The sequence below is a fragment of the Amycolatopsis balhimycina FH 1894 genome (assembly GCF_000384295.1).
Classification (GTDB): Bacteria; Actinomycetota; Actinomycetes; order Mycobacteriales; family Pseudonocardiaceae; genus Amycolatopsis; species Amycolatopsis balhimycina.
Genome location: NZ_KB913037.1, coordinates 8,837,443 through 8,856,816 on the forward strand (window position 1 = coordinate 8,837,443; position 19,374 = coordinate 8,856,816).

The 19,374-nt window shown below is 70.6% G+C and carries 18 protein-coding genes; 11 read left to right on the plus strand and 7 right to left on the minus strand.

The window, feature by feature from the left end; translation table 11 throughout:
- Positions 1-5: 5 nt before the first annotated feature.
- Positions 6-1,589: an alkaline phosphatase family protein gene (locus tag A3CE_RS0140735; protein WP_020645869.1), complete on the minus strand. Its 1,584-nt coding sequence runs from the start codon at positions 1,587-1,589 to the stop codon at positions 6-8.
- 418 nt (positions 1,590-2,007) lie between these two features.
- On the opposite strand from A3CE_RS0140735, the gene A3CE_RS0140740 reads away from it, so the two are divergent.
- From A3CE_RS0140740 to A3CE_RS58995, 3 genes are all read left to right on the plus strand, one after another.
- On the plus strand, positions 2,008-3,231 hold the full coding sequence (locus A3CE_RS0140740) for a COG4705 family protein (RefSeq protein WP_020645870.1): 1,224 nt from the start codon (positions 2,008-2,010) through the stop codon (positions 3,229-3,231).
- A 103-nt stretch (positions 3,232-3,334) separates the two neighbouring features.
- Positions 3,335-3,970: a DedA family protein gene (locus A3CE_RS0140745; protein ID WP_026469341.1), complete on the plus strand. Its 636-nt coding sequence runs from the start codon at positions 3,335-3,337 to the stop codon at positions 3,968-3,970.
- 91 nt (positions 3,971-4,061) lie between these two features.
- Entirely contained in the window at positions 4,062-5,183 is a 1,122-nt protein-coding gene (locus A3CE_RS58995; protein WP_245589673.1) for a phosphodiester glycosidase family protein, read from the plus strand.
- On the opposite strand, the gene A3CE_RS0140755 is transcribed toward A3CE_RS58995, so the two are convergent.
- A complete protein-coding gene (locus A3CE_RS0140755; protein ID WP_020645873.1) occupies positions 5,105-5,902 on the minus strand; it encodes a polysaccharide deacetylase family protein in 798 nt (265 codons plus the stop codon). The genes A3CE_RS58995 and A3CE_RS0140755 overlap by 79 nt on opposite strands.
- Entirely contained in the window at positions 5,899-6,945 is a 1,047-nt protein-coding gene (locus A3CE_RS55615) for an MGDG synthase family glycosyltransferase (protein ID WP_084642172.1), read from the minus strand. The genes A3CE_RS0140755 and A3CE_RS55615 overlap by 4 nt, the downstream gene beginning before the upstream one ends.
- 107 nt (positions 6,946-7,052) lie before the next feature.
- On the opposite strand from A3CE_RS55615, the gene A3CE_RS0140765 reads away from it, so the two are divergent.
- Complete coding sequence (locus A3CE_RS0140765) at positions 7,053-7,511, plus strand: DUF1707 SHOCT-like domain-containing protein (protein WP_026469342.1); 459 nt, start codon at positions 7,053-7,055, stop codon at positions 7,509-7,511.
- Positions 7,512-7,562: 51 nt separating this feature from the next.
- Here the strand turns inward: A3CE_RS0140765 and A3CE_RS0140770 are convergent, their stop codons facing one another.
- Entirely contained in the window at positions 7,563-8,387 is an 825-nt protein-coding gene (locus tag A3CE_RS0140770; RefSeq protein ID WP_020645876.1) for a ZIP family metal transporter, read from the minus strand.
- Positions 8,388-8,585: 198 nt separating this feature from the next.
- Entirely contained in the window at positions 8,586-9,881 is a 1,296-nt protein-coding gene (locus A3CE_RS0140775; RefSeq protein ID WP_026469343.1) for a sensor histidine kinase, read from the minus strand.
- A 151-nt stretch (positions 9,882-10,032) separates the two neighbouring features.
- Here A3CE_RS0140775 and A3CE_RS0140780 point away from each other — a divergent pair, with 151 nt between their 5' ends.
- Genes A3CE_RS0140780 through A3CE_RS0140800 form a run of 5 tightly spaced genes read left to right on the plus strand, consistent with a single transcriptional unit; the run spans position 10,033 to position 15,403 of the window.
- Positions 10,033-10,665 (plus strand): hypothetical protein, encoded by a 633-nt coding sequence (locus tag A3CE_RS0140780; RefSeq protein ID WP_020645878.1) that lies wholly within the window; start codon positions 10,033-10,035, stop codon positions 10,663-10,665.
- Positions 10,665-11,336, plus strand: coding sequence for an ABC transporter ATP-binding protein (locus tag A3CE_RS0140785; RefSeq protein WP_020645879.1), 672 nt, complete (start codon positions 10,665-10,667; stop codon positions 11,334-11,336). The genes A3CE_RS0140780 and A3CE_RS0140785 overlap by 1 nt, the downstream gene beginning before the upstream one ends.
- Positions 11,333-12,004 carry an ABC transporter ATP-binding protein gene (locus A3CE_RS0140790; protein WP_020645880.1) on the plus strand — a complete coding sequence of 224 codons (672 nt, stop codon included), beginning with the start codon at positions 11,333-11,335 and terminating at the stop codon, positions 12,002-12,004. Before A3CE_RS0140785 ends, A3CE_RS0140790 begins: the two co-directional genes overlap by 4 nt.
- The gene (locus A3CE_RS0140795) at positions 12,001-14,640 is read left to right on the plus strand and encodes an FtsX-like permease family protein (RefSeq protein WP_020645881.1); all 2,640 of its coding nucleotides are present in this window, start codon (positions 12,001-12,003) and stop codon (positions 14,638-14,640) included. Before A3CE_RS0140790 ends, A3CE_RS0140795 begins: the two co-directional genes overlap by 4 nt.
- A 52-nt stretch (positions 14,641-14,692) precedes the next feature.
- Entirely contained in the window at positions 14,693-15,403 is a 711-nt protein-coding gene (locus A3CE_RS0140800) for a response regulator transcription factor (protein ID WP_020645882.1), read from the plus strand.
- Positions 15,404-15,410: 7 nt separating this feature from the next.
- On the opposite strand, the gene A3CE_RS0140805 is transcribed toward A3CE_RS0140800, so the two are convergent.
- Together A3CE_RS0140805 and A3CE_RS0140810 are read right to left on the minus strand one after the other, a co-directional pair.
- Positions 15,411-16,370: a M56 family metallopeptidase gene (locus A3CE_RS0140805; protein WP_020645883.1), complete on the minus strand. Its 960-nt coding sequence runs from the start codon at positions 16,368-16,370 to the stop codon at positions 15,411-15,413.
- 4 nt (positions 16,371-16,374) lie between these two features.
- On the minus strand, positions 16,375-16,752 hold the full coding sequence (locus A3CE_RS0140810) for a BlaI/MecI/CopY family transcriptional regulator (RefSeq protein ID WP_020645884.1): 378 nt from the start codon (positions 16,750-16,752) through the stop codon (positions 16,375-16,377).
- A 121-nt stretch (positions 16,753-16,873) separates the two neighbouring features.
- On the opposite strand from A3CE_RS0140810, the gene A3CE_RS52325 reads away from it, so the two are divergent.
- Both A3CE_RS52325 and A3CE_RS0140820 read left to right on the plus strand, forming a co-directional pair.
- A complete protein-coding gene (locus A3CE_RS52325) occupies positions 16,874-17,497 on the plus strand; it encodes a phosphatase PAP2 family protein (protein ID WP_020645885.1) in 624 nt (207 codons plus the stop codon).
- 362 nt (positions 17,498-17,859) lie between these two features.
- Complete coding sequence (locus tag A3CE_RS0140820; protein ID WP_026469345.1) at positions 17,860-19,203, plus strand: RlpA-like double-psi beta-barrel domain-containing protein; 1,344 nt, start codon at positions 17,860-17,862, stop codon at positions 19,201-19,203.
- The last annotated feature ends 171 nt before the right edge of the window (positions 19,204-19,374 follow it).

The window sequence follows — 19,374 nt, forward strand, 5'->3', positions numbered from 1 at the left end:
GGACGCTACCGGGGAAGGACCTCGGTGCCTTCGATGCGCACGGCTTGCAGCGCGTCCGGCCGCAGGCCCAGCAGCCGCAGGATGGTCGGCGCGATCTGCGTGGTGCCGACGGGGGTGGCGACCGCGTGGGGGCGGCCGGGTCCGGTGATCACCAGCGGGACGTCGCGGTCGTCGGCCGCGGCACCGCCGTGTTCGGCGATCTTCTTGGTGCCGCCGGTGTAGACGACGCCGTACTGCGCGATGCCAACGAGGTCGGGCACCCGCGGGTCACCGGGCCGGGCGTGGAAGTAGCGGGCAGCGTCATCGCCCGAGTAGGCCCGGTCGAGTCCGGAGTGGACGAACGGCTTCGGCGCTCCGGAGATGTCGTTGCCGAGCCCGGACCGGGTCAGCAGGTAGTTCTTCGCGAACGTCGTCGCGACGGTGGAACGATCGGTCAGCCACAGCACCATGGCGTCGTCGTCGGTGGCCAGGGTCACGAGGTCGGCCGCGCCGGGGTGGGCGGCGCGCCACGCGCCGTTGAGACCGTCGAGCAGGGCGCCGTCGTCGATCCTGGTCAGGGCGGACGGGGCGGTCGGCGACTGGCCGTGCTTGGCCGAGAGCACGATGGTCGTGCTGCGGTCGAGGTGACGTCGCTTCAGTTCGGCGGTGATGGCGCCGAGCTGCTGGTCGACGAAGTCCAGCGCCGAACTCAGAACCGGACCCGGGCCACCGTCTCCGGGCAGGTAGCCGCCGGTGCGGCCACCGGAGAGCGGCAGTTTCTGCGCTGTGGACACGGATTGGAAGTTGAGTCCGAAGATGGCCGGCGTACTCACCCGGTGGGCGCCGCTGTGGTCATATCCGCCGATTTCGTTGAGCACCGCGCGGACCTTGTAGGAGTCGTAGCGCTGGGTCGCGGCGTTGTCGGTGGTCCAGTCGCCGGTCGTGCCGGGGACCAGGCTGTTGATCTCCGGGGTGAACAGGTCCTGCACGCCGGTACCCGTCGGCCCGTCGAGGATTTCGTACGCGGGGTGCTTGTCGGCCCACGCGGTGCGCAGGCCGGCTTGGCGGGCGACCTCGAACACGGTGTTGACCTGGAGGTACTGATGGGGGTAGACGGGCGTGCAGGTCCGCGGATCGACGGGAAGACGGGCCGGGTCGAGGAGCGATTGCGGTGCTCCGGTCATGGCGAGGACGTTGCCGGGCAGGCCGGGCAGACCCTGGCCCGCGTCGATGGCGTTCTTCGTTCGGTCGAGGTCTTCGGTGTAGTTCACCGCCGTTCCGGGCCGTGCGCCGACGCAGGAGGTCGTGCCGGCCGGGAGGAGAGCACGGTTGTAGGTCGCGTCGTAGTAGACCCCGGTCGTCGCGGGCCCACCGCCGGTGACCTGGGCGAGGAGCCCGGGGAAGGAGTCCGACGGCACGGGGGTGCGTGCGTGGGTGTACTCGGTGCCGTGGCCGAGAAGGGCGGCCAGCGTCGAGCCCGGGTGGGTGGTGGTGTAGCGGGTGAGGTCCGACTGGTGCATCCCGTCGACCGAGATGAGCAGGACGTGGGTGGAGCGATCACCGGCGGACGCGGGCGGCGCGGTCACGGCGACGGTGGCCGCTGCGACCACGGCCAGCGCGGCGGTTCTCGATCGAGTACTCGGCACGGATCTCTCCTTCGACTACGGGCGGCCGGTGTGGGGGCCGAAGGCATTCCAAGCCGGGCACACGGCGGCCAGGGCACACCGAAACGAATTCCGGATGAACGCTGCGACGCATTCGCCGCAGAACGCACAACCAGGACGAGTCGGACGTTACCCGGAAGGGTGAACCATAAGACGGCTGAGTCCATTTAACCGTCCTTTTGCTCTCGTGCAAGTGATCACTAATTCGGTTACCCCTAGCGTGGCAAGCCGTGACGGGACCTCGCGCCCGTTGCCGAGATTCCCCCCACTCGGCAACGGTGCTTTGCCGGGTCCCGGCACACCTCACCGGCACGTGCCCGCCCGCCCTTTCCGCCACCGCGGTGGACGGACCAGGAAAGAGTCCATGACCTCACAACGTGTTCTTCAGCCGCATCGCCAGCTGCTCAACAAAGTGCCGGAAATCACGGTCTATTTCTGGATCGTCAAGGTGCTCTGCACGACGGTCGGCGAATCGGCGGCCGACTTCCTCAACGTCAACCTGAACCTCGGCTTGACCGGCGTCTCCGTCATCACCGGCGTCCTGCTGGCCGTGACACTGGCCGTCCAGTTCGCGACGAAGCGCTACGTGCCGGGCGTCTATTGGCTGACGGTGGCGCTCGTGAGCGTCTTCGGCACGTTGGTCACCGACAACCTCACGGACGCCGCAGGCGTGCCGCTAGAGACGAGCACCCTGCTCTTCGGCGTTCTCCTCGCGGTGACCTTCCTCGCGTGGTACGGCACCGAGAAGACCTTGTCCATCCATTCCATCGTCACCTGGCGTCGGGAGGCGTTCTACTGGCTGGCGATCCTGTTCACCTTCGCACTCGGTACGGCGACCGGCGACCTCATGGCCGAGGTGCTGGGCCTGGGCTACCTCGCAACGGGCGCCATCGTGGCCGCCTTGATCGCCCTGCTCGCGATCGGGTGGCGGCTCGGGCTCCACCCGGTGCTGGCCTTCTGGTGCATCTACGTCCTGACTCGTCCGCTCGGCGCGTCGCTCGGCGACTACCTCGCACAGCCGCCGGATGCGGGCGGCCTCGGTCTGGGGACGACCGTGACCAGCGTGATCTTCGCGGCGGCCATCCTCGGTACCGTTCTCTATCTGTCGGTCGCGAAGCCTGACCTCACGCCAGCGGCGCCGGCCAGTGCTTCGCGGGAGCGAGGTGGCCTGTGGCAGACCGTGGTGGTGCTCGCGCTGGTGCTGATCGCCGGGGCCACCGGCTATAGCGTGAGGAAGTCCGCGCTACAGGACTCGGCGGACCCTGCTCCGGTCGCCGCACCGAACGCGAGTGGCGGCGGCCCGGTCGCTCACGTCACGCCGCTGGGTGACCTCTCGGCCTTCCGGAAGATCACCCAGGACACGCTCGACCTGCTCAACGCCGGCAACCAGTCCGGCGCGACGAGCCGGGTCGACGACCTCGAGAGCCAGTGGGACGAGGCCGAGGCCCGGCTGAAGCCCAAGGATCGAGCCTCGTGGACCGAAATCGACGGCAAAATCGACAAGGTGCTGCGCGAGCTTCGGGCCACCAGCCCCCAGCCTGCCGACGAGAAGGCGGCTCTCACGGCCCTGCTCGGCTCGCTTGGATGAGTCCCGGGTCCTCGGGGCGCCCGCAGCTCTTCTACAATCGTGTAGAAGAGCTGCACGGGTGTCGGAGCGGTACGGAAGTCACCGTCGGAAGGTGGTCGCGGGCGTGAATCCACTGAGTGCGACGTCCTGGTTGTCCAGTCTGGGCACGGCCGGGGTGTTCCTGGTCTTGTTCGCCGAGACCGGGTTGCTGGTCGGCTTCTTCCTGCCCGGTGACTCCCTGCTGTTCACCGCCGGGCTGTTCTGCACCACCAGTGCCTCGGCGCCGGTGCACCTGTCCTTGCCGCTCGTGCTCGTGGCCTCGGTCGCCGGCGCGATTTCGGGTGCGCAGGTGGGGTTCGTGCTCGGCCGCCGGGGTGGCCGGGCACTGCTGGGGAAGATCGGAAATCCCCACCTGCACCGGGGTGTCGAGCGCGCCGAGGAGCTCTTCTCCCGGTACGGCCACGCGAAGGCCATCGTTCTCGCCCGGTTCGTGCCGGTCGTGCGGACGGTGCTGAACCCGCTCGCGGGCATCCTCGACGTGCCCGCGCGGACGTTCCTGGTGTGGCAGGTGCTCGGCGGCCTGCTCTGGTCGGTCGGGGTCACGCTCGCCGGCTACGTGCTCGGCGCCAGCATTCCGGGAATCGACCAGTACCTCCTGCCGATCATCGCCGTCGTCGTGGTGGTCTCGCTGATCCCGCTGGCGCTGGAACTCCGGCGCGGTCGCAAGCGCCCGTCCGGCGACCCGGATCGCCGGCTTTGACCGTGCTCTGACTTTTCGCTTCCTTGTACAGATCTCGATCTCGTTGCGGTGGGATATGACCCGGACAGCGAACCTGTTGGCTGCGCCGGCGATGATCCGTCGCAGGCGGCGGATCAAGAGGACGCTCCTCGTCTTCGCTGTTCTGCTGGTGTATCCGACGGTCACGTATGTCCAGGCGCTCACCGACCCCGGTGCCGCCACGTTCACGGCGCGGACGGCCGACTGGGCTCGCGAAATCGGCGCGGGTCCGGTCGTGAACGCGCTCGAGAACTGGTGGTACACCAGGCATCCACCCGCCGACAACCCACCCGGTGCGGACGCGCTGCCGAAGCCCGTGCCGCCGACGACCGGCGACACGGCGAACGCACCGGCCCCTTTGCCGGTCTCGCCGGACGCCTTGCCCGGAGAGGGCGTCTGGGCCCCGGAGGCGCGGATGTCCGGCGGGCAGGCCGCCGACTACACGGCCTTTGCGCGGCCGGACCGGGCCCACACGAGCGTGGTCGCCGGGATGGTGGCGTTCGACCAGAACTGGGTCCGTACTTCGTTGATCGCGGGGACCCGGGAACCCGGCGGTCCGGAATGGCCCGAACACGCGCGAGTCCCCGACTCCCTGCGAGCCATACTGCTCGCGACGTTCAACTCGGGCTTCAAATTCCGGGACACCGACGGCGGGTTCTTCGCCGACGGCCGTTACGGAAAGCCGTTGAAGGACGGCATGGCGTCGCTGGTGATCGATCGTTCGGGAGTGGCCACCGTCGGTGTGTGGGGCCGTGACGTCCGCCCGGGGCCGCAGGTGGCAGCGGTCCGGCAGAACCTCGAACTGATCGTCGACGGCGGTGTTCCGGTTCCCGGCCTCGCGGGCAACTCCGCGGGGCAATGGGGAAGTGCGGGCAACCAGTTCCAGTTCACCTGGCGCTCGGGCATCGGGACCGATGCCCACGGCCGGTTGATCTATGTGGCCGGTAGCCAGCTCACGTTGACGGCCTTGGCCGGCGCCATGGCGTCCGCGGGCGTGGTCCGGGGGATGGAGCTGGACATCCACAGTGGCAGGGTCGACTGCACCCTGTTCCGTCCCGGCATCGAGGGGGCGCCGCCCAACACGCTGCTGCCGTCCATGCTGTCCCCGCCTGACCGCTATCTCACCGCTGACCAGCGTGATTTCTTCGCCGTCACGCTCCGCGCAGTCGCGGGAGCGATTCCTGTCTCGGGCTGATGTGGCGGCGTCGGCGGGAGGGTGAGGTCGGCGAGCCGGCCGACGCGGAGTCCGTGCCGCCGGCAGTCGTCGAGGATTTTCGGCACCGCGGCCAGGGTGGCCCGCCACGCGCCATTGCCGGTGGTGACGTCGCTGTCGTGGAGCAGGATCGTGCCCCTTGGCCCCAGCCGCCGCATGACCTTGCGGTGGATCGACTCCGGGGTGCAGCCTTCGGTCCAGTCGAAGCCCCACGTGCTCCAGAGCACCGGCGTGAGGTCCAGCGACCGCGCCGACGCCACGGATGCGGCGCTGAAGACGCCGTAGGGCGGGCGGAACCACCGCGGCCGGACGCCGGCGAGGGACTCGAGGAGTGCGCGAGTGTCGAGGAGTTCGCGATGGGTGCGCCAGGGGGACTTGCGCAGCAGGCATCGGTGGTCCCAGCCGTGGACGCCGATCTCGTGGCCGGCCTCGGCGATCGCCCGGGTCAGCTGCGGTGCCCGCAGCGCCTCCGTCCCGAGCAGGAAGAAGGTGGCTTTGACGCCGTGGCGGTCCAGCAGCCGGAGGAAGTGCGGGGTCGACGCGGCCGAGGGCCCGTCGTCGAAGGTCAGCGCGACCTCGCCGTCCGCGGCGAGGCCGGCCAGCCGGGGCAGGAGGCCCCGCCGCGGCCCCGGCAGGAACGTCGCCGCCGGTCCGGCGTGCGCCACCGCCGCCAGGGCAGCGAGGGTGAGAGCGGTTTTCACGCGACGTCCAAGAGTTTCTCCAGCAGCGGGACGGGATCGCCGGCCGGGACGGCGGCGACTGCGGTTGGTCGGTCAGCCGCCAGCGTGGACGCCAGGTCGGCCGCCGACCGGATCCAGGGAACCACGCCGATCCGGTCGAGCACGTCGGCGTTGGCCCGGCCGTGGCCGGGCAGGCAGCGGTAAGTCACCACGGGCAGCCCGGCGGCGAGCGCCTCGGACGTCGTCAGGCCACCGGCGTTCTGCACGACGACATCGACGGCGTGCATGAGGCGGGGCATGTCCTCGACCCAGCCGAACACGTGGGGGTGCCCGGCGGCGAGGAGCTGGTCGCGTAGGGCGGTGTTCCGCCCGCAGACCACGACCGGCACCGCGACGCCGGACGCCGCGACGTCGCAGGCCGTCTCGGCCAGCTGCCCGACACCCCACGACCCCGCAACGGCGAGCGCCAGCCGGCCGGTCGGGGGCAGGCCGAACTGCTGGCGGGCACGGGCTCGCTCGGCCGTCGTGGCCGGCCCGAACCGGGCTCGGACCAGCGGCGCGGCGACGTCGACCTGCCGGGCGCCCCAGACGAGCGCCTGCGTCGCGGCGTTCTGGTTCGGCGCGAGGTGCAGGTCGGCGATGCCGCTGACACAGAGCCGGTGCACCGAGGGATCGGTCAGGTACACCGCCAGCGGTGCTGTCAGCGCGCCCCGCGCACGCAGCGCGCCCAGTGCGTGGGTGGCCAGGGGATAGGTCGAGATTGCCAGGTCGGGGCCGTCTCCGAGGACGGCGCGCAGACGGTCGCAGGCGAGCGTCGCCGCACGCGCCGCGAGCCAGGCCGGCCCGGCGGTGCCGAGAGCCCGCAGCGTCCAGTCCCAGCTGCGCGGAGCGACCTCCAGTTGCCGGTGGTAGAGGCCGCAAAGCCGCCGGCCCAACGACCGTGGCAGCAGGTCGAGGAAGTCGAGGACCTCGACGTCGTGGTGGACGAGCCGTTCAGCCAGGGCGTAGGCCGCTCCGTCGTGGCCGGCGCCGACGCGCGCCGAGACGATCACGATGCGCGTCATCATCCGGTTCCCTTCTACGACTATCCTGTAGAAGTTCTACACGGTAGTAGATTAAAGAATGATGAGAATTTCGGCTCCTTGCTCTTCGCTGCAGACCGAGGTGCACCATGACGGAACCCCCTGAACACCGACCGGCTCAACCTGGCGAGACCAGCGCGGCCACGCCGGGTGCCGTGCGCTGCTCGGACGCCGAGCGCGCCGAGACGGAATCGGCGCTCCACGTCGCCGCCGGCAAAGGACGGCTGACGATCGCGGAGGTCGAGGACCGGATAGCCCGGGTCTATACCGCCCGATACCGCCACGAACTCGCCGCGATCACAGCGGATCTGCCACCGGAGCCGGAAGCAGTCACTGGCTGGCGTCCGATCGTGTCCGCGGCAAGCCGGCAGGTGCTGACCGACCTGTCGGCCCTGCTGGGACGTGACGGAACCGTCAGTACGCGCCGCCGCCTGACGATCGCGCTGATCACCCTGGCCACGGTGCTTGTCGCGGTGTCATTCCTCGTGCTGGCGCTGCACGGCATCGGCGGGGACGGCTTCGAGCACCACGAACTCGGCCGGGAATGACGCGGACGTGCGTCGGCGTCCGTCCTTGGCGGACCGTGAGCTCGCGGCTCGTCAGGCTCCGGCGGCGGTGATGACCGCGTCGGTGGCAAAGCCCAGGACGAGGCCGAGGAACACGCCCCACGTGGTGACAGTCTTGAGGTCCGCCTTGCGGGCCACGGCGAGCAGTTCGATGACCACGTAGAGGATCGACCCGGCGGCGAGGCCGAGGAACGCGATCGAGAGGGTCTCGTTGACGAAAGCCTGCCCGACCAGCGTGCCCACGAACGTCGGGCCGCCGCCGATCAGGCCGAGCAGGGCGAGGTAGCCCCAGGACGGGCGGGTCCCGGTCAGCGGCGCCACGATGCCGAACCCCTCGGTGGCGTTGTGCAGCCCGAACCCGACCACCAGCAGGACGGCGAGGCTGAGTTCGCCGGCGGCCGCCGAATTGCCGATGGCGAGCCCTTCGGCGAAGTTGTGCAGGCCGATCCCGATCGCGATCGTCATGGCCAGGCGGGAAGCCGGGTTGCCGGTCGCAGCCGCGCTCAGCTCGCCGACCGATGCGGCACCCGGCCCGTAGGCGCGCTGCGTGTCGGCCCGGCGGCGAGCGGTTGCCTGGTCGAAGTAGGCCAGGCCGAGCAGGCCCGCCCCCGCGGTGACCAGGAGTACGGCGCCGTTGCCGAGGACCCCGCCGAGCTCGTCCTTGCCCAACCTGGCGTCGATCGGTTCCCAGGCGTGGGCGAGCACGTCCCAGAGCAGGAAGACCAGGATGCCCGTGGCCGTGCCGTTGAGGAACGTCTTCAGGCGTGGCATCTCGGCGCGTAGCCGGCCGAGCGGCAATCCCAGGTAGATCGTGAACCCGGAAATGGCGCCGAGGACGGCGATCTGGGTGGGCGACATGAGCTTGGCTCCCGGAGTCTCGCGGTGAACGCTGCGACCGTAACTCAGGCCAGGCTCGCCTCATAGAGGTGAGGCGTACCTAATTCGCCTGAGGTGGCGCGTTTCATGCGGACGGAGCACCGCGATCGGTCCACTTCGGACGGTCAGGCAAACGCATGGGCATAGCTTGGTTAGCGCATGGCAAAATCCCCGGGCCTCTCAGACCGCGTCGTCGAGGGGCGGGAAATAGAGGGTGAACGTCGTCGGGGCACGGCGGGTGACGGTCAGGCGTCCCCCGCCGGCTTCGGCGATCGTGCGGGCCAGTGCCAGGCCGATGCCGTGACCCCCGCCGCCCGATGCGCCGCGGACGAACACGTCCGCGGGGTCCAGCCGGATGGTGCCTTCGTCGGCGACGTCGACGGCTAGGACGCCGGAGGTGTCGCGGGCGGTCAGGGTCACGGTGCCTCGGCCGTGGCGTGCGGCGTTGTCAGTGAGGACGTCGACGATCTGGGTGAGCAGGCTCGCCGGGAGGGTCCAAGCCCTGACCTGCGGTTCGATCTCCACGACGAGCCGGCGTCCTTCGCGGGCGAGCGGGCCGTGCCAGCGTTGCTCGGCGCCGGTGAGGACCTCGGCGACGGTGCCGGGCGCCGCCGTGAACCACCGTTCGGGATGGTGGCGCGACAAGGCCAACAGGTCCTCGACGGTCCGGGACAGGTCTCGGACGCCCCGCGCGGTGTCGTCGAGGACCCGGGGCAGGTCGGCCGGCGGCGCGGTGCGCGCGGCTTCCAGCTTGAGCAGCAGCCCGCTGAGCGGGGTCCGCAGCTGGTGCGAGGCGTCGGCGCTGAAATGGCTTTGCTGTTCGAGCAGCTGGGTCAGCCGGTCCACCATGAGGTTGTGGGCCAGTGCCACCCGGGTGATTTCCGGGATGTCGCCGGTTTCGGCCCGCGCGCCGAGGTCGCCGCCGGCGATCCGGTCGGACGCGCTCGACAGGTCCTCCAGCGGTTCGGTGAGCAGGCGGGCCTGACGGCGTGCGACGAGCACGGCGACCACGAGGGCGGCACCGGCGAGGGCGCCGAGCAGGGACCAGGCGAGAAAGGCCCGGGTCCACACCACGTTCACCGGCGCTGCGGCGCGCACCACGCCGTTGACGTGTTCGGCGGCGGACACCGGGACCGCGACCACGAGATCCGTTCCGGGCTGCCCGTCGGCCGCAGCGCCGGCGTAAGCCTGCCGGACGACGTCGTCGGCGGTCTCCGGTCCGTGGCCGCTTTTGAGATGGCCGCCGAGGTCGTAGACGCCGATGGTGTTGTCGGCCTCCGCGGCCGGCAGCTCCACCGGGTCGCCGGTGAGGAACAGCGGGCCCACTCGGACGGCGACGGCCAACGCGACCCGCTCCAGCTCGCCTTGTTCTTCGGTGACCAGCGAGGACCACACCAGGATCGCCAGCGGCACGGCGAAGAGGACCAGCGCCACCGAGACGGCGATCATGGCCACCCGGACAACCCGAGCTCTCATGCAGCCCATCATGGTCGTCCGCCGGGCCGCCGCGACGGATCCCGGGCCGGCCGGCTCGTGTTTTGCCGTCCTCGTACCTTTCCGGGCGGTTGCCGTAGCCGTGTGGTTCATAGCCTGGGAGCAGGTGGTTGTCGCACGGCCGGGAGGTGTCATGTCGGGCGGGAAAGTGGTGCTGGGCGCGGGAATCCTGGTCACGGCGTGGGCGGTGTCCGCCTGTTCGGGCGCATCGGCACCACCGGGACCGAGCGCGTCGGCTCCGACGTCGGTGACCTCTTCGGCGTCGACGTCGGGGTCCGGGCAGCCGGCCACGGAATCCAACCCACCGGGTGACATCCCGGACAACCAGGCCTTCGTCGCATTCACCCCGCCGGGTGCGGCGTTCTCGGTGAAGATCCCGGAGGGCTGGGCCTCGACCGCCGCGGGCGCTACGACGACGTTCACCGACAAGCTGAACCAGGTCCAGGTCAGCACGGCCGCCGCCGCGACCGCCCCGACCGCCGCCTCGGTCACGGCGACGGACGTCCCCGCGTGGCGCGGCCAGGTGCCGCGATTCGCCCTCGGTCAGGTATCCACCGTGACCCGCCAGGCCGGTCCGGCCGTCCTGGTGACCTACCAAGGTGACTCGGCGCCGAACCCGGTCACCGGCAAGGTCGTCCGGGACGCCTTCGAGCACTACGTCTTCTTCCACGCCGGTACCCGGGTCGACCTGACGCTGTCCGGTCCGGTGAACGCCGACAACGTCGACCCGTGGCGCACCGTCACCGAGTCCCTGCGATGGCAGTGATGACGGCGGAACCCGCCCCGGCGTTGGAGGCCCGCGACCTGTACCGGTTCTTCCGCACCGGCGACGACGAAACGCTTGCTCTGCGTGGCGTGTCGCTGACCGTCCAACGGGGCGAGACAGTGGCTGTGGTCGGCCCGTCCGGTTCGGGAAAGTCGACCCTTCTGGCCTGTCTGGCCGGTCTGGACGAACCGGCGGGTGGCACCGTCCGGGTCGGTGGTGAGCGCATGACCCATCGCCGCGAGGCCGATCGCGCGCGTCTCCGGGCCGACCGCATCGGTGTGCTCCTCCAGGCCCGGAACCTCGTCCCGCACCTCGACGTGCGCGCGAACATCCGGCTTGCCCGTCGCGCCGCCGGTCGTGGGCGCGTCCGAGCCGACGAACTGATCGAGCAGGTCGGCCTCACCTGCCGAGGCCGGGCCGTCCCTGCGCAGCTCTCGGGCGGCGAGCTCGCGCGGGCCGGCTTGGCGGTGGCGCTGGCCAACGACCCGGACGTCATCCTGGCCGACGAACCGACCGGCGAGCTCGACGGGGCGACCGAGCAGGAGGTCCTGTCCCTGCTGCGGGAACGCACCGGCCGGGGTGCCGGGCTGCTCGTGGTGACCCACAGCGCCGAGGTGGTGCGGATCGCCGACCGCGTGGTGACCTTGCAGGACGGGGCGGTGGCCGGATGACCGAGATCATGGTTGCCTGCGATGACGTGTCGCGTACCTACGGCACCGGCCCGTCGGCCGTCGTCGCGGTGCACGGCACCACCTGCACGGTCCCGGCCGGGGCCCGGATCGCCATAGCGGGGCCGTCCGGTTCGGGCAAGTCCACCCTGCTGCACCTGATGGCGGCCCTGGAGCGGCCGACGCGGGGGAAGGTCACGTGGCCGGGGCTGCCGGTGACCGCCGACACCCGCGCGCACCTGATCGGGGTCGTCTTCCAGAGCCCCAGCCTGGTGCCGGCCCTGAACGTCGCGGAGAACACCGGCCTCCCACTCGTCATCGCGGGCGTTGACCGGTCCGAAGTCGCGCGACGGGTGGCCGAGGCCCTGGAACTGGTGGATGTGGCGGAGCTGGCCGCGAAACTCCCCGAGGAGATCTCCGGCGGCCAGGCGCAGCGGGTGGCCGTCGCGCGGGTGCTCGCCCGGCGTCCCCGTCTGGTCCTGGCCGACGAGCCCACGGGCCAGCTCGACCACGCGGCGGGTCGCCGTCTGCTCGACGCACTGCTCGCCGCGACGGATCACGTCCAGGCCGCACTGGTCGTCACCACCCACGACAATGCGGTCGCCGATCGGCTCGACACGCACTGGACGATGCGTGAAGGCAGATTGTTCACCGCCGTGGTGCAGTCATGACAGTGCGCTGGCTGGCCGGGCTGCTGCGGCACCGGACCGGCCGGGTGCTCGCCACCGCGGCGGGCATCGCGCTCGGGGTCGCGCTGATCGCGGCACTGGGAACGTTCCTCACGGCGTCGCAGGCGACGATGACCGCCCGGGCACTGCGCTCGGTTGCCGTCGACTGGCAGGTGGAGGTGCAGCCCGGCGGAGACCCCGAGGCTGTGTTGAGGGAACTGCGCACCACACCCGGAGCCGGTGCGGTGGAACGCGTCCGCCTCGCGCGAACCCCGGGTTTCCGGGCTTCCGCCGACGGCACCACGCAGACCACGGGTCCCGGCGTCGTCCTCGGTGTTCCAGCGGGTTACGCGGCGGCGTTCCCGGGCGAGATCAGGCACCTGGCCGGCGCTTCCACCGGCGTGCTCATCGCGCAGCAGACCGCGTCCAACCTGCATGTACGCCCTGGTGACCAGGTCGGCATCGGACGCGCCGGGGCGGACCCCTTGACGATCACCGTTGCCGGGGTCGTCGACCTGCCCCAGGCCGACTCCCTGTTCCAGAAGGTCGGAGCAGCCGCCCAGGCACAGCCCGCGGCGCCTCCGGACAACGTGCTGCTGGTGCCGGAAGCCATGTTCGCCGAGCTGAGCGGCCAGCCCGGGACGACCCAGTTCCACGTCCGGCTCACCACCCCGTGGCCTGGTGATCCGGCGGCGGCGTACCAGTCGGCGATTGCCGCCGCGCACAACTTGGAGGCCCGCGCCGCCGGCGCGGCGCTGGTCGGTGACAACGTCGCCGCGGCACTGGACGCCGCCCGCGGTGATGCCGCCTATGCGCAGATGCTCTTCCTGTTCCTCGGATTGCCCGGAGTAGTGCTGTCCGCACTGCTGACCGCGGCGCTGGTCAGCTCCGGCGCAGAACGCCGGCGTGCCGAACAGGCGCTGCTCCGCACTCGCGGCTACGCACCGGCAGCAGTGGTACGGCTCGCGGTCGGCGAAGCCGTCCTCGTCGGTGTCCTTGGCGGTGCCGCCGGACTCGGCATCGCCGCCGCGGCCGGCCGCCTCGCGTTCGGACCCTCTCCGGCCGGTGCGGATATCTGGGCGACCATGCTGTGGTTCGCCGTCGCGTTCACCGCGGGCCTGCTGATCACCACCCTCACGGTCCTGGTACCCGCAGTCGTGGACCTGCGCGGCCGTAGCGTCGCCGAGGCCCGACAAGCCGTCGGGAAGCAAAGAACCCCGTGGTGGCTCAAGGCCGGGGGCGACTTCCTGCTCATCGGCGGATCGTTGGTGGTCTTCTGGGCGTCGAGCGGCAACGACTACGCGTTGGTGCTGGCCCCGGAGGGCGTGCCGTCGATTTCCGTGTCGTACTGGGCTTTTCTCGGACCAGCGCTGTTGTGGCTCGGCGCCGCCGTGCTGCTGTGGCGCCTGGTGATCCTGGCGCTGGCGCACGGGCGTCGCCCGTTGGAACGGCTGCTGCGGCCGCTGGCCGGCCGGCTCGCCGGACCGGGTGCGGCGAGTCTGTCCCGTCAGCGCCGGATCCTCGCCCGGGCCATCGTCCTGCTCGCGCTGGCCTTGTCCTTCGCCGCGTCGACTGCGGTGTTCAACAGCACCTACCAGCAGCAGGCCGAGGCGGACGCCCAGCTGACCAACGGCGCCGACGTCACCGTCACCGAGTCGCCGGGCACGCAGGTCGGACCGGGTGCCGCCGGGCAGCTGCGGGCCGTACCCGGGGTCCGCGCCGTCGAGCCGATCCAGCACCGGTTCGCCTACGTCGGCGCCGATCTGCAGGACCTGTACGGCGTGCGGCCGGACACCATCACCCAGGCCACCGCCCTGCAGGACGCCTACTTCCAGGGCGGCACCGCGGCCGAGCTGATGGCGATGCTCGCCCGGCAGCCCGATGCGATCCTGGTCAGCGCCGAAACGGTGAAGGACTTCCAGCTCGTCCCGGGCGATCTGGTCAATCTCCGGGTGCAGGACAGCCGCACGAAGGAACTGCAGACCGTGCCGTTCCACTACGCGGGGATCGTCAAGGAGTTCCCGACCGCGCCCAAGGACAGCTTCTTCGTCGCCAACGCCGCCTACCTCGCCCGGGTGACCGGTTCCGACGCCGTCGGAGCGTTCCTCGTCGACACCGGGGGGACCGGTCAGGCCGAGGTCGCCGCAGCACTGCGGACCCGGCTGGGAGCCGCCGCCACCGTCACCGACCTCACGCAGACCCGCGCGCAGGTCGGTTCCAGCCTCACGTCGGTCAACCTGCATGGCCTGACCCGGCTGGAGCTGACCTTCGCCGTCCTGCTGGCGGCTGGTGCCGGCGGCATCGTCCTGGCCGTCGGGCTGGCCGAACGGCGACGCACCCTGGCCATCATGGCCGTGCTCGGCGCGAAGCGGCGGCAGCTGCGCGGGCTGGTACTCGGCGAAGGACTCCTGCTCGGCGCCTGCGGCCTGGTCGGCGGCACGGTCATCGCCTGGGGCCTGGCCCGGATGCTCGTGACCGTGCTGACCGGTGTCTTCGATCCGCCTCCGTCCACCATCGCCGTCCCCTGGACCTACCTGGCGGCCACTACCGCGGCCGTGATCGCCGCCCTCGCCGCCGCCGCGCTGCTCAGCGCCCGGGCGTCGAGCCGCCCGGCGGTGGAGGAGTTGCGGGACCTGTGACCGGCCACGGTGTCCCGGGCCGGCCGCGGCCACACTGGTTACGATCCGGCACATGAGCATGCAGCGTGCCGGCGACGCCGTCGAGGTCCTGCTGATCGAGGACGACCCGGCGATCGGTGGTCACCTCCGCACCGGACTGCTCGCCAACGGCTACGAGGTGCACTGGTGCCGCACGGGGGAAGGCGGGCTGGCACAGGCGCGGCAGACCGCACCCGACGTCGTCCTGCTCGACCTCGGCCTCCCGGACACCGACGGCGTCGACGTCGCCCGCACCCTGCGCGGCGCGGACCCGGATGTCCTGATCATCATCCTCACGGCTCGGGCCGACGAGATCGACATCATCGTGGGCCTCGACGCCGGCGCCGACGACTACGTGGTCAAACCCGTCACCGTCACCGTGCTGCTGGCCCGCCTGCGGGCCCACCTGCGCCGCCGCCCCGTCGCGTCCGCCGGCACCGGTCCGGTCGACCTCGGCGACCTCGTGCTCGACGTCGACGCGCGGCGATGCCTGCTGGGCGGGCACGAGATCTCCCTGCGTCCCAAGGAGTTCGACCTGCTCGCCGCATTGGCCCGCCGGCCGGGTGTCGCGGTCAGCCGCGAAGACCTCATGGCGGAGGTCTGGGACGAGCACTGGTTCGGGCCGACCAAGACCCTCGACGTCACCATGGCCGCTCTGCGCCGGCGGCTCGCCGAGGGGACCGGCGCGACGCCGGTGATCACGACGCTGCGCGGGCACGGCTATCGGCTCGAAGCGCCGCTCTGAATCCGATTCAGCGGTCAAACCCGTCGTGGTCGTCGGGGAGAACCCCCGGGGCATCCGTGGCGACGTCCTGCGCGGATTCGAGGTTCTGGTGCAGGTCGGTGGCCGCGTCCAGCACCGTCTGGGCGGACCAGCCGGTGACGCCGAGGACCAGGGTCGCGCTGAGCAGTGCGGCGGGAAGGCGGCGGGCGGGTGCGGTCAGCAGGGCGCTGACCCGGCGTGGCACGGGTCCGCCGGTCGCCGCGAGGGCGAAGCCGGGTTGGGCCCGTCCGGCGAGCGCGGCCTTGGCGACGGCCTTGGCCACCACCGTCCGGTCGCCGACGTCCTGCGCGGCGGCTTCGTCGGCCCAGCGTTCGAGCGCGAACCTCGCTGCCGAGCAAAGCGGGCGCAGGAGCGGATTGAGCGCCGCGGCGAGGGTGATCGCGATGAGGAAGCGGTGATGGCGCAGGCGGAGGTGGGCGCGTTCGTGCGCCAGCAGGGCGTCCCGTTCCGCCGGGCCGAGGGCGTCGAGCATGCCGCTGGAGATGGCGATCCGACCGCCGCGGCCCGGCGCGGAGAAGGCGACCGGTTCCTGGCCGCGCAGGATGATGATTCCCGTGGCCGGGTCGTGTTCGTCGAGTTCCCGGGTCAGTGCACGGCTCCAGCGCGCGTACCGCACGGCCGTGCGCGTGAACGCCAGGCCGAGGACGCTCAGCAGGAGCCCGCAGCCGATCGCCAGGGGGACGTTGACCGGTTCCACGGTGTTCAGGGCCTGAGGTGACCAATGGCCGGCCTGAGCGATGGCCGGTACGAGCGTCAGACCGGCGAAAGCCTGCAATGTCAGTGCGGCGGTGCTGGCGGCGGCGAGCACGAGGCATCCGGAGGTCAGCAGCCAGCTCGCGGCGCGCGGGGGCAACCGGGGGACGACGATGCGCGCCAGGGGCCAGGCCGCGAAAGGCAGCAGCAAGGGTACCCAGAAGTCGGTGTCCATGCGGTCAGCCTTCGTTCTGCCGCAACAGCTCGCGGAGCAGGTGTTCGTCCGATTCGGACAAGTTCGAGACGAAGCGGGCGAGCACGCTGTCGCGATCGGGTTCGCTGTCGAGCACCTTGGTCATCCGCCGCGCGGCCAGCCCCGGTTCGTCGTCGACGGCGCGGTACCGGAAGGACCGGCCTTCCTTCTCCCGTTCCGCCACGCCCTTGTCGTGGAGCCGGGAGAGGATGGTCACGACGGTCGTGTAGGCCAGGTCGGCGCCGAGCCGCTCCCGCACTTCGGCCGGGGCCAGCGGGCCGTCGGCTTTCCACAGCACGGCCAGGACCTGCGCCTCGAGCTCGCCGGGCGCGCGCCGGGCGCTGTCGTCTCGCCGCATCCGCATACCACCAATCTACCTGTCTGTCGAAACCCGTTCGTCACCTCCCGGCGGCGGGGCACTCGTCGAACATCTACACTGAAGTAGAAGTTCTACGACGTTGTCAATCGAACGGAAGGATGGGGCGGTGGACGGCGGAGCCATCGACGGCGGCTGGTACCTGGATGTGCTCGGGTTCGCCCGCGCCACCCCGTGGCTGCACGGGTTCTTCCAGGTCTTCACCAACGCCGGACTGGTACTGCTCGCGCTCGTCGTCGCGTTCGTGTGGTGGCGCGCACGCCGCCGGGACGCCGGCCGGATGGCGGCCGTGCTCTGGGTGCCGATCGCCGTCGGCTTGGCCTACGGCCTGAGCAACCTCGTCAAGATCCTCGTCGAGGAACCGCGCCCCTGCATCCGCTTTCCGGCCGTGCCGACCGTGGCCACCTGCGACTTCGCGACGGACTACTCGTTCCCCAGCAACCACGTGACGATCGCCGTGTCCGCGGCCGTCGCTCTGCTCCTCGTCGGCCGCCGGGCCGGGCTCGCCTCGCTCGCGGTGGCGGTGCTGATCGGATTTTCCCGCGTGTACCTCGGCGCGCACTACGTCCATGACGTTCTCGCCGGTGCTGTGCTCGGCGCCGGGGTGGCGCTGATCGGCCTGCTGCTGCGCGCGCCGCTGACCGCCCTCGTCATCCGCCTGAGGGCGGGTAGATGCCGGCCGCTGGTCGGGGCGGCTGCGCTCGAGGGTAAACGGGTTCTGGGGTCGCGTTAACCAGCGGATAACTTTCCTCCTGGTAACTACTGAATGTCGGCTTGCCATTGCTACTACGTTGGTGTAGATGTAGTGTGTGGCTCGCGGCTTCTGAATGCCGCCCGCCTTGGCTCTGGTGGACTGCTCGAGCGAGAGGTTGAGCAGTCCACTGTGGATTGTGTCGGCTCAAACCCGCCATCTGCCAACGGATTTTCGTTGCGCCCGATCGTCGATTCGCACAAACACCGCTGGTAAAGCATCTTTCCGCTCTTGTTGTGATCGCGTGTGCGGACTTTGCTTGCGAGGCTGGATGAATTCCTCTGAACCACTTGTGTCGCGCAGCCGTGTCCCAGGGTGAGGTGGCGACCAGAGAGGAGGGGCAGATGCCCCGCTTGCGTAGTTCCGGACGACACCGCAAACAGGCGACGATCGGACTCGCCGCCCTGTTGGGAGTTGCGGGAGTCACCGCAACGGTGCTCGCGTTCAGCAGTCCGGACAGCAATGCCGCGACGGCCCAGACGGCGAACTGCCAGGGTCTCCAGACGGCGTTACAGAACAATCTGAACTTCATCGCGGGGCAGAAGTCGAACGCGGACGCACAGTCCGCCGCGAGGATCACCAACCGGCAGGCGGTGGCGGATCTGATCCAGCAGCGGCTCGCGGCCACCGGCTGCGTGGCGAAGGGTGCTGCGGCGGGCAAGGCCGCCGAAGCGGCCGTGAACTGTGCGGACAACGGCGCAGCGGCCGCCGCCGACCAGACCGCGACGGCCGACCCGAACGCCGCGGGCCAGGGCATGGCCAACCAGCACGGCATGGCCACGAACAACGGTGCGGCCGACAGCGGCAATGGCATGGCGAACCAGAACGGTATGGCCGCTGATCAGAACGGTGCGGCCGTCGACAACAACGCCGCTGCCAACGGTGCCGATTGTGCCGCGATCGCGGCCTGCCAGGCGAACGTCGCTGCCGATCCCAATGCAGCGGCCAACGGGATGGCTGCCGATCAGAACGGCATGGCCAACAACAACGGCATGGCCGACCAGAACGGCATGGCCAACAACAACGGCATGGCCGACCAGAACGGCATGGCCAACCAGAACGGCATGGCCGCTGATCAGAACGGTGCGGCCACCGACAACAACGTAGTCAACGCCGCCGACTGCGCTGCCATCGCGGCGTGCCAGGCGAACGCCGCCGCTGACCCGAATGCCGGGGTCAACGGGATGGCTGCCGATCAGAACGGCATGGCGAACCAGAACGGCATGGCCGCCAAGGACAAGCAAGCTACCAAGGACGCCGGCAAGAACAAAAAGGACGCCGCGAAGGAGAAGAAGGCCGGGGCAAAGGACACCGCCGCGTCCGCGGATCCGAACGCCGCGGCTGGTGGAGCGGCTTCCGACGCCAGTTGTGCCACTGCGGCCAACCAGGGTCTGGCCGGGGTGGCGAGCACCGCGGATCAGTCCGGCGCCGCGGCCGCGGGTGACGTCGTCTGCAAGGGTTCGACCGTGACCCTGTCCGGAGAGGCGGGTGCGCCCGCCGCGGCCAGCAACCAGTTCCCGGTCGGCACCATGCTGAAGGTCACCAACCTGGACAACGCCAAGTCCATCACCGTGCCGGTGACCGCGAAGTCCGGCAGCTGCGCGCTGCTCAACAACGCGGCGTTCGCGAAGATCCACCAGCCCGGCAAGCAGCTCATCCGCAAGGCGAAGATCGAAAAGGTCGGCTGACGGTGCGAACTGGGGGTGGGCATCGGCGAGAACCGATGTCCACGCTCCAGTAGCCGCGAAGCTCCATCGGTGTCGGGGATGCCGGTGGTACGGCTGCGGATGACGGGTCCAGGACTCCGGGCGTCCCGAACTTGTCATCCGCGGCGCCCGTCGAGGGCGGGGGGACGTGCC